The 14,168-nt window shown below is 64.9% G+C and carries 15 protein-coding genes, 1 tRNA gene and 1 riboswitch; of the genes, 5 read left to right on the top strand and 11 right to left on the bottom strand.

Going from position 1 to position 14,168, the window contains the following annotated elements:
• Both FJ959_RS17295 and cobD read right to left on the bottom strand, forming a co-directional pair.
• Entirely contained in the window at window positions 1-510 is a 510-nt protein-coding gene (locus tag FJ959_RS17295) for a tyrosine phosphatase family protein (protein WP_140495608.1), read from the bottom strand.
• A complete protein-coding gene (gene cobD / locus FJ959_RS17290) occupies window positions 507-1,553 on the bottom strand; it encodes a threonine-phosphate decarboxylase CobD (protein ID WP_140631052.1) in 1,047 nt (348 codons plus the stop codon). The genes FJ959_RS17295 and cobD overlap by 4 nt, the downstream gene beginning before the upstream one ends.
• Between cobD and cbiB the strand changes: the two genes are divergently transcribed.
• Complete coding sequence (gene cbiB, locus FJ959_RS17285) at window positions 1,552-2,520, top strand: adenosylcobinamide-phosphate synthase CbiB (RefSeq protein WP_140631050.1); 969 nt, start codon at window positions 1,552-1,554, stop codon at window positions 2,518-2,520. The genes cobD and cbiB overlap by 2 nt on opposite strands.
• A 331-nt stretch (window positions 2,521-2,851) precedes the next feature.
• Here cbiB and cobO read toward each other — a convergent pair whose 3' ends face one another.
• The 4 genes from cobO to FJ959_RS17265 are packed head-to-tail and all read right to left on the bottom strand — an operon-like array spanning window position 2,852 to window position 4,968.
• Window positions 2,852-3,466 (bottom strand): cob(I)yrinic acid a,c-diamide adenosyltransferase, encoded by a 615-nt coding sequence (gene cobO, locus FJ959_RS17280; protein ID WP_140495605.1) that lies wholly within the window; start codon window positions 3,464-3,466, stop codon window positions 2,852-2,854.
• Window position 3,467: 1 nt separating this feature from the next.
• Entirely contained in the window at window positions 3,468-3,983 is a 516-nt protein-coding gene (gene cobU / locus FJ959_RS17275; protein ID WP_140631049.1) for a bifunctional adenosylcobinamide kinase/adenosylcobinamide-phosphate guanylyltransferase, read from the bottom strand.
• Window positions 3,976-4,773: a CbtA family protein gene (locus FJ959_RS17270; RefSeq protein ID WP_140555010.1), complete on the bottom strand. Its 798-nt coding sequence runs from the start codon at window positions 4,771-4,773 to the stop codon at window positions 3,976-3,978. Before FJ959_RS17270 ends, cobU begins: the two co-directional genes overlap by 8 nt.
• A 15-nt stretch (window positions 4,774-4,788) precedes the next feature.
• Complete coding sequence (locus FJ959_RS17265) at window positions 4,789-4,968, bottom strand: CbtB domain-containing protein (protein WP_140495602.1); 180 nt, start codon at window positions 4,966-4,968, stop codon at window positions 4,789-4,791.
• A gap of 35 nt (window positions 4,969-5,003) precedes the next feature.
• Window positions 5,004-5,200, bottom strand: a riboswitch (cobalamin riboswitch).
• A 134-nt stretch (window positions 5,201-5,334) separates the two neighbouring features.
• Between FJ959_RS17265 and FJ959_RS17260 the strand changes: the two genes are divergently transcribed.
• Window positions 5,335-6,504: an aromatic ring-hydroxylating dioxygenase subunit alpha gene (locus FJ959_RS17260; protein ID WP_140631046.1), complete on the top strand. Its 1,170-nt coding sequence runs from the start codon at window positions 5,335-5,337 to the stop codon at window positions 6,502-6,504.
• Window positions 6,505-6,507: 3 nt separating this feature from the next.
• Here FJ959_RS17260 and FJ959_RS17255 read toward each other — a convergent pair whose 3' ends face one another.
• Window positions 6,508-7,707 carry an MFS transporter gene (locus FJ959_RS17255; RefSeq protein WP_140495600.1) on the bottom strand — a complete coding sequence of 400 codons (1,200 nt, stop codon included), beginning with the start codon at window positions 7,705-7,707 and terminating at the stop codon, window positions 6,508-6,510.
• A gap of 231 nt (window positions 7,708-7,938) precedes the next feature.
• Here FJ959_RS17255 and FJ959_RS17250 point away from each other — a divergent pair, with 231 nt between their 5' ends.
• Together FJ959_RS17250 and FJ959_RS17245 are read left to right on the top strand one after the other, a co-directional pair.
• Window positions 7,939-8,943, top strand: a complete 1,005-nt coding sequence (locus tag FJ959_RS17250; protein WP_140559586.1) for a DUF1624 domain-containing protein — start codon at window positions 7,939-7,941, stop codon at window positions 8,941-8,943.
• Complete coding sequence (locus FJ959_RS17245) at window positions 8,940-9,416, top strand: isoprenylcysteine carboxylmethyltransferase family protein (RefSeq protein ID WP_140559585.1); 477 nt, start codon at window positions 8,940-8,942, stop codon at window positions 9,414-9,416. Before FJ959_RS17250 ends, FJ959_RS17245 begins: the two co-directional genes overlap by 4 nt.
• 299 nt (window positions 9,417-9,715) lie before the next feature.
• Here the strand turns inward: FJ959_RS17245 and FJ959_RS17235 are convergent, their stop codons facing one another.
• The 3 genes from FJ959_RS17235 to FJ959_RS17225 all read right to left on the bottom strand — a co-directional run bounded on the left by FJ959_RS17235 (window position 9,716) and on the right by FJ959_RS17225 (window position 11,926).
• Window positions 9,716-10,102: a MerR family DNA-binding transcriptional regulator gene (locus FJ959_RS17235; protein WP_006203215.1), complete on the bottom strand. Its 387-nt coding sequence runs from the start codon at window positions 10,100-10,102 to the stop codon at window positions 9,716-9,718.
• Between the two features lie 125 nt (window positions 10,103-10,227).
• Entirely contained in the window at window positions 10,228-11,646 is a 1,419-nt protein-coding gene (gene mgtE / locus FJ959_RS17230) for a magnesium transporter (RefSeq protein WP_140495597.1), read from the bottom strand.
• Between the two features lie 195 nt (window positions 11,647-11,841).
• Window positions 11,842-11,926 (bottom strand) — tRNA-Leu (locus FJ959_RS17225).
• 180 nt (window positions 11,927-12,106) lie between these two features.
• On the opposite strand from FJ959_RS17225, the gene lipB reads away from it, so the two are divergent.
• On the top strand, window positions 12,107-12,850 hold the full coding sequence (gene lipB, locus FJ959_RS17220; protein ID WP_140631043.1) for a lipoyl(octanoyl) transferase LipB: 744 nt from the start codon (window positions 12,107-12,109) through the stop codon (window positions 12,848-12,850).
• Between the two features lie 16 nt (window positions 12,851-12,866).
• Here lipB and FJ959_RS17215 read toward each other — a convergent pair whose 3' ends face one another.
• Window positions 12,867-14,114, bottom strand: a complete 1,248-nt coding sequence (locus tag FJ959_RS17215; RefSeq protein WP_140631040.1) for a site-2 protease family protein — start codon at window positions 14,112-14,114, stop codon at window positions 12,867-12,869.
• Window positions 14,115-14,168: the final 54 nt, after the last annotated feature.

Genomic DNA, 14,168 nt, shown 5'->3' with positions numbered 1-14,168 from the left:
CTAACCGTCGATCCTCAGTTCGAACGGGTTGCCTTCAAAGGCATCGGCGCCGCGCCCGATCGCTTCGATTGCCGCGATCATGCGGCCGCCTCGACCAAGCAGCGCGTCGGCCACCGCGATCAGCCGCGGATTGGGCGTCGCCGAAGGCGACAACCTCCGCAACGTCCGGGCCAGCTCGGCCTCGTCGCGTTTCGGCGCCAGCGCGGCAGCGATGATATAGGCGGAGGCTGTCGAGCGGCTGATGCCGGCATAACAGTGAACGACCATCGGCCTTGCGCGGTCCCAGCGGCGCGCGAAATCGAGCAGATTGCGCACATGCTCCTCGCCCGGCATGGTCATGCCATCCTGCGCCGCCGCGATGTCGTGCATGACCAGGTGCAGATGGTTTTCCCTCATGATCGAGGCCGGGCGGAGCACATCGGTGCCGGCGGCCAACAGCGACAGCAGCCGCTCGGCGCCGGTCCTCGCCACCGTTTCCTCGACCTTTGCCAGCGAGCAGACATGGATCATGGTTTGATACCTTCCGCTCGATCCTCGCGCCGGGCCGCCCATTCGGCAAGGGCGGATTCAAGCCGCAGCCACTCCTCCCCGTTCCCCGGCAGGCCGGCCCGCAGGACATGCGGGCGGTCGGTGAAATGGCGAAGCAGGATGCCGCGTTCGCCAAGCGCTGCAAACAAACCGGCGGCATCCGGCAGGCTGAGATAGCGGAACAATGTGGTGCCGCCCGCGGCAGGCACGCCGAAACGACCGAACAGCCCGTCGAGCCGAGCCGATACCTCCGTCAGCGACGCGCGCATCGCGTCCTGCCAGCCGATATCGGCAAGTGCGCGAATGCCATATTCGAGCGCCGGGCCGGCGACGGCCCAAGGTCCGAATTGCGTTTCCAGCCGTTGGGCCGCCGGCGCGTCGGCAAGTGCAAATCCAAGCCGCAAACCGGCCAGCCCGAAAAACTTGCCGAAAGAGCGCAGCACGACGATGCCGCCCTGGCCGACATCGCCGGCAAGGCTGTGTTCGCGCGGGCCGACATCCATGAACGCCTCGTCGACGACCAGCAGCCCGCCCTTGGCGCGCAAACCGGCGGCCAGCGCCAGCAGCCGGTCGCGCTCGACGATGCGCCCATCCGGGTTGTTCGGGTTGACCACGACGGCAAGGTCGGCATTCGCCAGATCAGCGAAATCGCTGACTTCGGTCACCTCGTGCCCCGCGATCGCCGCCGCGCGGGCATGTTCGGCATAGGTCGGCCCCAGCACGAGCGCCCTGCCCGGCGCGACCAGCGATGCCACGCGCGGCAGCAGGATCTGCGTACCGGGCGCAGCGACGACATTGGCTGGCGAGGGCGCACCATAGCTACTGGCCGCGATCGCCGTCAGCTCACGCGCCCGCCCCGCTTCCGGCAATCGCGACAGCGAGGTGGCGGGCAGCTCGAAAAGCGGGTAGGAGTGCGGATTGATTCCGGTCGAGAGGTCGACGAAAGGCTGGGGGGCGTTGGGGAAAAGCGCCCTTGCCCGGCCGAGACTTCCACCATGGTCCACCGCTCCTTCAAGAAGCTTCATGTCAGTCCTGATCGCTTTCCTGTCATTGGCCATCGAATCCGCGCTGGGCTACCCCGACTGGCTGTTTCGCGCCATCGGCCATCCCGTGACGTGGTTTGGCAGGCTGATATCCTTTCTCGATCGCAGGCTCAACCGCGCCACTGATCCCGACGCACTGCGTCGCCAACGTGGTGTCCAGGCGCTTCTGGTCATCGTGCTGGTGCCGGCGCTAATTGGCCTGTGCGTGCAGATCCTGCTCTGGTTCATTCCCCTGGGACTGTTCATCACCGCCCTTCTGGCAACATCGTTCCTGTCGCAGCGGAGCCTTTATGAGCATGTCGAGGCCGTCGCCGATGCGCTCGACTCGGGCGGCCTCGACATGGGCCGCGCCGCCGTCTCGCGCATCGTCGGCCGCGATCCCGAAACCCTCGACAGGGCCGGCGTCTGCCGCGCGGCGATCGAGAGCCTGGCCGAGAATTTTTCCGACGGCATCGTTACCCCCGCCTTCTGGACGGGCGTCGGCGGCCTCGCCGGCGGCGCCGCCTACAAGGCCGCCAACACCGCCGATTCGATGATCGGCCATCGCACGCCGCGCCACGAAACGTTCGGCAGGGCAGCCGCACGCTTCGACGATTGGATCAACCTGCCGGCGTCGAGGCTGACGGCGTTGCTCATCACGTTGGCGGCTTTCCTGGTGAAAGGCGCCGACGCGAAAGCCGCATGGCAGGCGGTGCGGCGCGACGCGAAAAAACACCGCTCGCCCAATGCCGGCTGGCCGGAGGCGGCGATGGCCGGCGCACTTGGCCTGGCGCTCGCCGGGCCGCGCAGCTACGGCGGCGTCGTTGTCGACGACGCGTTCATGGGCGAAGGCGGCCGGCGCGAAGCCGACAGCATCGACATAAGGCGGGCGCTGAAACTTTATCGTGTCGCCGACTGCCTGTTGATCGCGCTGTTCGGCGTGCTTTCGGCGATCGTCATTCTGGCATGATCTCACCCCCCCGTGAGTTCTCTCTCGAAGGGGAGGAAGGGAGCCGGGCTGCAACAGGTTCGCGCCTTTCCTCTCCCCCGTCGATCGGGGGAGAGGTGGCTCGGCGAAGCCGAGACGGAGTGGGGGTCGACGAGCTCGGCAGTCGCGTTTCTCGCACCCGCCGGGTTGCGCCTGCCTGTCTGCGGACCGCGCGTTCGATAACCGCCTTCCCCCAATCCGTCGCTGCTTCGCAGCGCCACCTTTCCCCCTCCGGAGGGAAAGGAAGTGAGCCCTGCTGGAAGCGTTTGGCGACCAGACTTGAATGCTCATCCACAAAAGGGGACAACAGCTCTCAAAACTCCACCCCCTGCTGCGCCTTCACGCCCGCCGCGAAATGGTGCTTGGTCAGCCCCATCTCGGTCACCAGGTCGGCCGCCTCGACCAGCGCCGGCTTGGCGTTGCGACCGGTGACGACGACATGCAGGCCCTCGCGGCGCGCTTTCAGCGCGGCAACCACCTTGTCCAGATCGAGATACTCGTAGCGCAGCGCGATGTTGAGTTCGTCGAGCACGACGAGACTGATCGACGGATCGGCCATCAGCTCCAGCGCCTTGGCCCAGGCGGCCTCGGCCGCCGCGATGTCGCGCTTCAGATCCTGTGTCTCCCAGGTGAACCCCTCGCCCATCGCGTGCCACACGACGCGGTCGCCGAAGGCGGCGAAGGCCTCCTTCTCACCCGTATGCCATTTGCCCTTGATGAACTGGACGACGCCGACGCGCTTGCCATAGCCGAGCATGCGCAACGCCAGGCCAAAGGCAGCCGTGGTCTTGCCTTTGCCGGGACCGGTGTTGACGATCAGCAGCCCCTTTTCGACCGTCTTGCTCGCCACCTCGGCGTCTTGGACCGCCTTGCGCTTGGCCATCTTGGCGCGGTGGCGCTCTTCGTCCTTTTCGTCGATGTCGGTCATGTCACTTCACCTTGAGCGGCAGCCCCGCCACCATCAAAAGCACGGTCTCGGCAATCGCCGCGACCTGCTGGTTGAGCCGGCCGGCGGCGTCGCGAAACCGGCGCGCCAGCGCATTGTCCGGCACGATGCCTTGCCCGACCTCGTTGGATACAACAAACCAGGGTCCGCGCGGCCGCGACAGCATGTCAGCCAGCCGCCGGCATGCGCCCTCTACATCATGTTCGGCCAGCATGTGGTTGGTCAGCCACAGCGTCAGGCAGTCGACAAGCACCGGCTGGTCCTCCGGTAGGGCCTCGAGTGCACCGACAAGGTCTAGCGGTGCATCGATGGTCGTCCAGCCCTCGCCGCGCCGCGACCGGTGCAACGCGATGCGCTGCCGCATCTCGTCGTCATAAGGTTGCGCCGTGGCGATGTAGGCCCATGGCGAAGGCAAGGCGGTCATCAGCGTTTCGGCGTGCGCGCTCTTGCCGGAGCGCGCACCGCCGATGATGAAGGTCAGTCTTCCGCGATCAGGCAAAGCTGTCGCGCAGGCTCGTCGCGCTGCCGGTGAAGCGTCCACGCACCACGCCGACGACAGCGCCCAGCACGAGCCAGAACACCAGGTTCGTCACTGTCACCGCCACCACGAACTGATGGTGCAGGCCTTCCGGGATCGGCGTCTCGAAACTGTCCGGCTGCGGCGCGCCGACAATATGCGGCGCGACGATCAACACCACGCCCAGAATCGCCAGCGGCAGTGATTTGCGGAAGGCGATCAGGGCAAGGCCGATCGCCGTCGCCGCCACCGTCGCCGTCCACCAGATCTGGCGTGGCAGAAGCTCGGCGGCAGGCATGGCCGGCAGTTCCGGCGGCAGGCCGAGGCCCGGCGCCAGCGTGAACACGGCAAAGCCGGCCAGTCCCCAGAACACGCCCTGGCGCCAGTTGCCGATGCCGCCGGCGAATTCCGAAACCGCGACCAGGACCAGCGCGAAGCCGATGCCGGTGACGATGTTGGCAAGCACGCTGAAGGCGAAGCGCTCGAAGCCGTCGGCCGGCGCCCAGCCTTCCTCTTCAGCCGGAACAGCTTCAGCGGCTGCCGGCGCGGCGGAGCTCATGGCATTGCCCGCCGGGGCGGCAGAGTTCATGGCGTTGTTGTCGGTCGGGGCCGGTGCGGTATGGTCGTGGTGGTGGCCGCCGCCGGCCTGTTCGTAGACTTCCGCCTTCAGGATCAACGGCACGGTGGCATAGGCCTGCATGCAGGCGAGAACGACACCGGCCACGAGCCCTGCGATCGCCGCGATGAACACGACGTTGCGAAACAGGTTCATGATGTCAAATCCCTATCAGTGGCAGGGAAACGCCATCGAGTGGCGATAGTCGTGCGCGGCATTGTGGACCGCGTCGATATGCGAGAAACCGACAAAGCCTACGACGAAAACGCCGAGCAGCGCCGCGAGCGCGAGCTGCAGGAGGCGCGACTGCGAGGAGATGGAGGCGCCGAGGGAGACGGAAGCGGTATTCATGTCTTGTCCTTTCACCCTCCACCCGAGGGCATCGAAGTCAGTTTCCTGTCGCCGGCAGGTCTCCTGGCTCGCGGATCAGCGCCCTTCCCCACCTTCCCGAAGAAAATCTTCAGTGGCATATGGAGAGGACTACCGCACACAGTTGCGGGGGCAGCCACGGCATTGGGCAACAAATCTGCCCGCACCGCATTCCCTCTTGGCTCCAATCGGAACCGACGACGAAGGTGACTATAGGGAAAATCGCCGCATCCGGCAAACCAAATTCCGACGGCGACAAGCGCTTTAGCGCCGTCCGGCCGCTTGCTCCGCTGCAATTGACAATTTCCGTGGCCGGGTGTCGGCTGCCATCCTCACAGGAGGCCAGCCATGCAGCCCGTCCAGAGCCAGCACGCCCCCTATAACGGCCTCACCCGGGCCGAGCCGACATTGCCGTCCTCGGCCTATTGGGATGCGGCGGCCTACCAGCGCGACCTCGACGCCATCTGGTACAGGAACTGGCTGCTCGTCTGCCGTGAAGCTGATCTCGCCCAACCGCTGGCTTTCCGCACCTTCCGTGTCGGCAGCCAGGAGATCGTCGTGCTGCGTGACGATACCGGCGAACTGCGCGCCTTCCACAACACCTGCCGGCATCGCGGATCGCAGCTTTGCCAGGAACGCGAGGGGCGGCTGAAGGCGCGGCTGATCACCTGCCCCTACCACGCATGGTCCTATTCGCTGCGCGGCGAGCTCGTGCGCGTGCCATCGAAAACGCTGCCCGAAGGTTTCGACAAGGCGGACCATCCGCTCTATCGCGTCGCGCTGTCGGTCTGGCGCGGCTTCGTCTTCGTCAATCTCGCGGAAGATGCCGCCGGCTCGGCGCACTCATCCTTCGACCCGGCCTCCGGCGATCTCGGCAACTGGCCGCTGGAATCGCTGGTATCGGGCCATGTGCTGCGCAAGGTGATGAACTGCAACTGGAAGATCTTCTGGGAAAACTTCAACGAATGCCTGCATTGCCCCGGCGTCCACAAGGACCTGTCGCGGCTGGTGCCGATCTACGGCCGCGGCCTGATGGGCCGGCATGACGACCCCGAATGGACCCGCCATGCCGACAATGACGCGCCGGAATTTTCCGGCGGGCTGCGGGCGGGTGCCGAAACATGGTCACGTGACGGCCGGGCGCATGGGCCGGTCTTTTCGGGCCTGACGCCGGCCGAGCGCGCCGCCGGCCAGACCTACGCCACCAGCCTGCCCTCGATGTTCATCGTCGGCCACGTCGACTATGTCAGGTCCGTACGGCTGGTGCCGCTTGGCCCCGAGCAGACCGAATTGACCGCCGAATGGCTGTTCGCGCCCGACGCGCTCGCCGCCACCGACATCGACAACATCGTCGGATTCGGCACCCAGGTGCTGGAGGAGGATGCCGCGATCTGCGAGGTCAACCAGAAAGGGCTGCGCTCCATGCGCCATAAGGCCGGCGTGCTGATGCCGGAGGAGTACGACCTCCACCGCTTCCACGATTGGGTACGCGAACGACATGCTGCGCTTGTGCCGTAAGCTTCACAGCGACTTCGGCAGATACCGCCAGGTGACATAACCGCAGACCGCCGCAAGCAGGCCGAGCGTGACGAAAACCGAGCCCAGTCCGAAAAAGGCCAGCACCACCGAGTAGACCAGCGGCGGCGTCAGTTCGGAAAAGTCGAGATAAGTGCGGTAGACCGCAGCCATCTGCGCCCGCTCATAAGAGCGGACCGAGCGCATGAAGGCGGTCGAGCCCAGCGCGTCGAGCGCGATGGTGAAGAAGGCGCCGCACAGCAGGAAGGCGCCGGTGACGAGCGGCGCGCTTTCGCCGACGGCACCCGCCGCCAGCAGCACCACCGACATGGCGAAATAGGCAAAAGTCATGGTCCTGCGGCCGCCGAAGCGCTTGCCGGCCTTGCCCCAGAAAATCGCCATGAACAAAAGCGCGTTGCCTGCCGAAACCAGAATGCCGCCGGCAAGTTCGCCCTCACCGGTGATGACCATGAACAGCGGGCCATAGACGAAAAAAGTCGTCCAGAAGCAGGAGCGGCCGAAGGCGATCAGCCAGGCCAGCCTCAGCCTCGGCTGCGCGACGAAGCGGCCGATATTGGCCAGCGGGTTGACCGGGCGCGTCTTGCCCGGCCGGATCGAGGGATTGTCGCCGAGCCGGTAGGTCCAGAACAACGCCAGCAGGGCCAAGGCGAATACGGCGACCGCGCCATGCGCGGCATAGATGCCGAAGCGCGTGTAGAGAAAGATGCCGAGCGTCGGCCCACCCGTCCAGGCAAACATCGACCACGCCATGCGCAGCGATTCGGCCTGCATGAAATCGGTCTTGCGGATGTGGTCCATGATGTAGAGGTTGAGCGTGATCGACAGCGCACTGGCGCCCATGACACGGCACAGCATGCCGGCCAATTGCCCTGCGAGCGTATGCGTGACGAAGAACAGCGAGCCGATCGCCAGCAGGCAGGCGCCCGCCGTGTAGACCCAGCGCCGCGCGAAGCGCTGGATCAGCATCGGCATGAACAGGGTCACGGACAGGCCGAGCATCGCCACGATGGTGTAGAGGATCGAGACGATCTGCTCGTTGTGGAGGATCTCGTAGGCCTGGATCGGGATGACGCTCGACACCGTGGCGCGAGCGAAGGATTCGACCGCGTAGAGCGAGGCGAAGGTGCGGGCATCCGCGGCCTTGAGGGCCGGTAGCCAGATCGGATGGCGCACATGCGTGGACATTGCTTCCCCAAAGCAGAATCACCAGCCAAATCTGCGGCCATCATTTCGCGACCGGTAACAGGAAACCGACGTGCCCCGGTTAAAACGAAGCCGGTCAAAGGCTTTCCGGTGCTGGCCTAAAGGGGTGCCTGATGCAGCGCCGGCTGATCGTCCGTATCGAAGCTCACGGCCTTCTTTTGTCCGGCGTAACCGTGATAGTCCTCGTGCGGGGCTGAATCAGATCGCGAGACCATGAGCATCCAGACGCCGACCATGCCCGCCGCGGAGTTGCCGAAGACCAAGCGCATCGTCGCCATCGACATGCTGCGCGGCATCGCGCTGATCGCCATGGCGAGCTACCATTTCACCTGGGACCTGGAATTCTTCGGCTACACCGATCCCGGCCTGACCGCCTTCGGCTGGTGGAAGTTCTATGCTCGCTGCATCGCCTCGACCTTCCTGTTCCTGGTCGGCGTCAGCCTGTATCTCGCCCATGGCAAAGAGATCCGCTGGAACGGCTTCTGGAGACGCTTCGCCATGGTCGCCGGAGCGGCGATCGCCATTTCGGTCGCCACCCGTATCGCCACGCCGGACGGGTGGATCTTCTTCGGCATCCTGCACCAGATCGCGCTGGCGAGCCTGCTCGGGCTGGCATTCCTGCGCCTGCCGGCGCTGCTCACACTGCCGATCGCCGCGGCGGTCATCGCCATTCCCTTCTATTTTCGGCTGGAATCGTTCGATCACCCCTGGCTGTGGTGGGTCGGCCTTTCCGCGGTCAACCCACACTCCAACGATTATGTCCCGCTGTTCCCGTGGTTCGGTGCGGTGCTTGTGGGCCTCGGAGCGACCAAGCTTGCCTCCGGCTTCGGCGCCTTGGCGCGCCTGGCAGATGTGGCACCCGGGCGCTGGTCCAACCCGCTGGGCTTCATCGGCCGGCACAGCCTGGCCTTCTACCTGATTCACCAGCCGCTGCTGATCGGCAGTGTCTGGTTGTTCTCGCAAGTAATGCCGGCCAAGGTCGAAACCCCGCAGGTGAACTTTCTCAAGACCTGCCAGATCTCGTGCGAGCAGCAGCGCGACAGCAAGTTCTGTTCGAGCTATTGTGGGTGCATGCTGGACACGCTGGAGGGCGAGGCAACGCTTGATCGGCTCTACAAGAACGACCAGACCGCCGAATGGAGAGCGCATCTGGCGGATCTCGCCGGCACCTGCACGGCCCAGACCGACAGCAAGATGACGGAGGAAGGTGTCGAATGACCGAGACCCCGCCCAAACCTGGGCTGATACCGTGGCCGCCGCTGATCTACATCGCCGCCATCGCCATCAGTATCGCGCTCGGCCTGCTCTTTCCCCTGCCCTGGATCGGCGACCTCCTGGGCGACCTCCTCTACGCGGCCGGCTGGGTGGCGCTGTTCGGCGTCGCCGCACTCTGGTTCACCGCCATCCGCACCATGACGCGGGCCAAGACCACGCTCAACCCCAACGCCGTGCCGGACCATCTCGTCACCACGGGTCCTTTCGGCGTCACCCGCAATCCGATGTACCTCGCCAACACGCTGCTGTTGATTGGCGTCGCCTTCATCTCCGGGATCGTCTGGTTCCTGCCGCTGGCGTTCATCGCTGCCTTCGTCACGCAGAAGGTCGCGGTGGAAAAGGAAGAAAAGATGCTGGCGGCAAAGTTCGGCAAGAAATACCGCGACTATGCCAAAAGAGTGCGGCGCTGGATTTGAGCATCTGAACGCCGGCTGCCAGAGCCATATCGGGAAGATAACGGTTTCCGATTTGTGGCGGAGACCAACAATTTGTCGATGTCGGCGCCGCCCCTCACCTGCCTGCCGGCATCCTCTCCCCGTATAGTGACGGGGAGAGGGGCGCTGTCATCAGCGGTTTCGCCAGCCACCAGCGTTGCAGGAAAGAGACCGAGATCACGGTCAGCCCCCTTCTCCCCGTCACTATACGGGGAGAAGTGCCCGGCAGGGCGATGAGGGGCGGCGCCGACTCTAAAGCGATTGTCCTGCCTGGAAGGCCGCTACGTATTAACCCCGAGCTCGACCAGCCGCTCAACGCAGGATTCCTCGGCCTGGTCGAGTTCGGCCAATGTCTCCTCGAGGTCGCGGCGCTTTTGCCTCAGATCCTCGCGCTTTTCCTCGATGCGCTTGATCATCAGCTTGAGCTGGCCGACCTCGCCGGGCGGTTCCTTGTACATCTGGATGATTTCGCGGATCTCGTTGATCGAGAAGCCGAGCCGTTTTCCGCGCATGATCTGCCGGATCAGGTGTCGGTCGGATGGACGAAACAGCCGCGTGCGGCCCCGCCGCACCGGCTGCACCAGTCCCTCGTCCTCGTAGAACCGCAGCGTCCGCGTCGACACGTCGAATTCGCGCGTCAGCTCGGTGATCGAATAATATTCCCGCATTCTCGCCCCATAGCCGGAGATTGGCGACTGCTGCTCTCCGTCCGCGGCAGACCTGCCGGAATCGGCCGCAGTCTGCCTGTCGCCGAGCCTCGCACGGCATTTACGTAAAAGTCAATTGAGCCGGATCAATGGACGCCGAACCACCACGTGGCAAGGCCCAGAAAAGCGAAGAAACCAACGACGTCGGTGACCGTGGTGACAAAGACCGCCGAAGCGACCGCGGGATCGACCTTGAAGCGGTCGAGCAGCAGCGGGATCAGGATGCCGGCAAGGGCCGCAACGAACATGTTGATGATCATGGCCGCGGCGATGATGCCGCCCAGATTGGCATCGCGGAACCAGACGGCGGCTACGATGCCGATCAATATGGCGAAAACGATGCCGTTGATGAAGCCCACGCCTATCTCGCGGCGAATGATGCGGCCGGCATTGTAGATGTCGAGATCCCTTGTCGCCAGCGCCCGCACGGTGACGGTCATGGTCTGCGAACCGGCATTGCCGCCCATCCCGGCCACGATCGGCATCAGCACGGCGAGCGCCACGATGCGCTCGATCGTGTGGTCGAACAGACCGATCACCGATGCCGCGAGGAAGGCGGTCAGGAGATTGACAAGCAGCCATGGAACACGCGAACGCGAGGTCGAAAAGATGCTGTCGGAAAGCTCTTCGTCGCCGACGCCGCCCATGCGCAGGAGATCTTCCTCGGCTTCCTGCTGGATGACGTCGACGACGTCGTCGATGGTCAGCACGCCGACCAACCGCTCGTTCTCGTCGACGACGGCGGCCGACAGAAGGTCATATTGCTCGAACTCCCGCGCTGCCTCTTCCTGGTCCATCGTGGCCGGAATGGCGTGCCGCGTCTCATGCATGACCTCCTCGACCTTGACCGAGCGCTTGGTGCGCAGGATCTGGTCGAGGTCTATGGCGCCAAGCAGCTTGAAGCTCGGGTCGATGACGAAGATCTGGCTGAAGCGGTCGGGAAGGTTCTTGTCCTCGCGCATGTAGTCGATGGTCTGGCCGACCGTCCAGAACGGCGGCACCGCGACGAACTCCGTCTGCATGCGCCGCCCGGCGGTCTCCTCGGGGTAGTCGAGCGAGCGACGTAGCCTGATGCGCTCGGTAAACGGCAGCTGCGACAGGATCTCGTCCTGGTCCTCCGGTTCGAGATCCTCGAGGATGTAGACCGCGTCGTCGGAATCGAGTTCCTGCACCGCCTGGGCAATCTGCGCGTTGGGCAGATTGTCGACGATGTCCATGCGGATCGCCTCGTCGACCTCGGTCAGGGCGGAAAAATCGAAGTCGGCCCCCAAAAGCTCGACAAGGGCGCGCCGCTGGTCGGGATGCAGCGCCTCGATCAGGTCGCCCATTTCCGACTGGTGCAGGTCGTCGACCTCACGCTTGAGCGTGAGCGTATCGCGGTCGGCGATCGCCGCGCCGATCTGGGCGAGAAAGGACGAAAGGACAGCGCCGTCCTCACCGTAGATGTCGGCGCGGTGTTCGTCAGCGACCCCAGCGCCGGTCGTCCGTTCGTCCTGGCCTTCCACCAGCGCCTCCCGCCATTGCAATCCTGGAAAAGGTGCATCTCAGGTCTAGAACATCGGACCCGAAAGTGGAAACTGGTTTCGGGAAAATCCGACGCTCAAAAAGAAACTGGCGTAACGCGCGGGAATATCAAACGAAATGCGCGGTGTCCGTAGGGCTGGAGGTGCCGCTACAAATCAGATTCTGGGGAGAGAGAATGGTGCGGTCGAGAAGACTCGAACTTCCACGGGTTGCCCCACAGCGACCTCAACGCTGCGCGTCTACCAATTCCGCCACGACCGCACGTGGTAGGAGCCGGAACCGACCGGCTCGCGGCGTGTAGCAAATCGTTTCCGGCGAAACAAGTGCGCCCCGAGCATTTAATCGCGGGGAATTGCCATAACGGATCAAAGCGCCAAAATGCACCGCGAACTGGACGTTTCGGCCCGATATCGCCATATGGAGTACAACAAGAGACACCCCATGCCAGAACGCAGCCAGATCGCCACGTCGTTCCTGCCTTTGCCCGGTTCGGCGCCCGTCGAATGGGCGATCGAGCCCGGCCTCACCGCCTATCCAGACGCGCTCGCTTTCATGGAGGCGCGCGCCGAAGCGATCCGCAGCGGGGCCGCCGGCGAGATGGTCTGGCTGGTCGAGCATCCGCCGCTCTATACCGCCGGCACGAGTGCGCGCAGCGAGGACCTGATCGACGCCAACCGGTTCCCGGTGTTTTCGGCCGGCCGCGGCGGCGAATACACCTATCATGGGCCGGGCCAGCGCGTCGCCTACGTCATGCTCGACCTGAAACGCCGCCGGGAGGATGTGCGCGCCTTCGTCGCCTCCCTCGAACAATGGATCATCGGCACGCTCGCCGCCTTCAACGTCAATGGCGAGCGCCGTGAGGATCGCGTCGGCGTCTGGGTGGTACGGCCCGATCGCCCTGCCCTGCCGGACGGCTCTGCCGCCGAGGACAAGATCGCGGCAATAGGTATTCGGCTCAGGCGCTGGGTGAGTTTTCACGGCATCGCCATCAATGTCGAGCCGGACCTCGGCCATTTCAGCGGTATCGTGCCGTGCGGCGTGCAGGACCACGGCGTCACCAGCCTCGTCGATCTCGGGCTGCCGGTGACGATGGCCGATCTCGACCTGGCGCTGAAATCAGCGTTCGAGGATGTCTTCGGCCCAGCCACGGCCTTGCCCGTGGAAACAGCCCGCGAGGCCGGCTGAACGCTTCCCGGACAGCTCAGATCAGCCGTGCCGACGCCCAGAGCACTCCATAACCGTGGATGAGGAACACCGCCAGCAGCGCGCCGGCGATGACGAAACGGTCGGCCGTGCGGATCGGCTTCAGTTCGTGGCGCGGCTTCACCCCGCTGCCCGCGGTCAGAAGGCTTAGGATTGCAAAGACCGCGCCGGCCGCGAGCAGAAAGCCAATGGAAAAGCCGGCCCGCCAGCCAAGCGCCAGGAACGCCGAGAGCAGGAAGAAGGAGGCCAGCGCCAGCGCGACCGGCCCCGGGCAGATCTGGCGCAGCACCTGGCCGCCGTCGAATTTCCACACCGGCACCAGATTGGCGATGTTGAAGAGCGCAGCACAGCCCGCCAGTGTCGCCAGCAACGTCGCGGTGAGCCAGTGCCCTTCCGCGCTTGCAAACGTACTGCCCACCATTGCCAACGGCACCAGGAAAGCAGAGAACCCGGCGCCCATCAGCGCCACGAACGCAACTTCGAAACGGCTGTCATAGGGCCGGCCGCCAATGGCGACGCCGCCGAGCAGCGGGATGAAGATCATGCGCGCCCTGCGATGGCCCATCAGGCGGAATGCCGCCATGTGGCCGAGCTCGTGCAGGGCGACAACGGAAGTCAGGATCGCGGCCAGAGCAAGCCCGCCGCGGTGAAGCCCGAAGAACGGCCACAGGATGAACGCCGAGAGAGCGGCGAAGCCAAGCTGGCTCAGCGGATGTTCGAACCAGCCGCCCTTGCGATACCGCCCTGTCCTGGCCCAGCCATCCAGCTTGGCGAGTTCGCGGCGCATGGCGAAATAGCGGAACGCCAGGAAGGCCGCGCCGCGGTAACGGTCGGTCTGGGTGAGCGTCACCCGGGTGGCCTCGCCAATCGAGACCAACTGCGCGGTTTCCCGATAATGCGCCCAGAAAGACGGATCGAGCGCCGTGTCTTCGATGACGCGCATCGAAAAGCACCTGCCGTGCACGACATTCTCGAACAGGGCCTTGCGTTCGATCGGCAGGCCGTCCCGGCCCTCCCAGGACATTCTGGTACGGACCACTCCCTCGCCCAGCATCTCCGCCGAGAGGATTTCGCCGGACCAGCCGGCATTGCTCCCGAGCGGCCACAGCGCCTGCCACAGGCGCTGCCGGTCGGCCGCGACCGTGCGGCTGAGCCTGATGGTGCGCAAACCAAGCGGCACGCTCATCAGGAGAAAGATCAGCCCGAGATTGCTGGCCACGAGGAAGGCGGTGACGATGGGCGACACGCGGCGCTCCTGCTTTCAGGAGCGATACCCTAGCGCCATGGCGGCAAGAAAGGC

The organism is Mesorhizobium sp. B2-2-4, from assembly GCF_006442375.1.
Lineage (GTDB): Bacteria > Pseudomonadota > Alphaproteobacteria > Rhizobiales > Rhizobiaceae > Mesorhizobium.
The sequence above is the reverse complement of the archived record's forward strand: the minus strand, read 5'-3'. Positions and strand labels throughout refer to the sequence as shown.

Bases quoted from the DNA above. Each gene is read 5' to 3' on its own strand.
- FJ959_RS17295 (WP_140495608.1), bottom strand. From the start codon at position 510: ATGATCCATGTCTGCTCGCTGGCAAAGGTCGAGGAAACGGTGGCGAGG.
- cbiB (WP_140631050.1), top strand. From the start codon at position 1,552: ATGTCAGTCCTGATCGCTTTCCTGTCATTGGCCATCGAATCCGCGCTG.
- cobD (WP_140631052.1), bottom strand. From the start codon at position 1,553: ATGAAGCTTCTTGAAGGAGCGGTGGACCATGGTGGAAGTCTCGGCCGG.
- cobO (WP_140495605.1), bottom strand. From the start codon at position 3,466: ATGACCGACATCGACGAAAAGGACGAAGAGCGCCACCGCGCCAAGATG.
- FJ959_RS17270 (WP_140555010.1), bottom strand. From the start codon at position 4,773: ATGAACCTGTTTCGCAACGTCGTGTTCATCGCGGCGATCGCAGGGCTC.
- FJ959_RS17265 (WP_140495602.1), bottom strand. From the start codon at position 4,968: ATGAATACCGCTTCCGTCTCCCTCGGCGCCTCCATCTCCTCGCAGTCG.
- FJ959_RS17260 (WP_140631046.1), top strand. From the start codon at position 5,335: ATGCAGCCCGTCCAGAGCCAGCACGCCCCCTATAACGGCCTCACCCGG.
- FJ959_RS17255 (WP_140495600.1), bottom strand. From the start codon at position 7,707: ATGTCCACGCATGTGCGCCATCCGATCTGGCTACCGGCCCTCAAGGCC.
- FJ959_RS17250 (WP_140559586.1), top strand. From the start codon at position 7,939: ATGAGCATCCAGACGCCGACCATGCCCGCCGCGGAGTTGCCGAAGACC.
- FJ959_RS17245 (WP_140559585.1), top strand. From the start codon at position 8,940: ATGACCGAGACCCCGCCCAAACCTGGGCTGATACCGTGGCCGCCGCTG.
- FJ959_RS17235 (WP_006203215.1), bottom strand. From the start codon at position 10,102: ATGCGGGAATATTATTCGATCACCGAGCTGACGCGCGAATTCGACGTG.
- lipB (WP_140631043.1), top strand. From the start codon at position 12,107: ATGCCAGAACGCAGCCAGATCGCCACGTCGTTCCTGCCTTTGCCCGGT.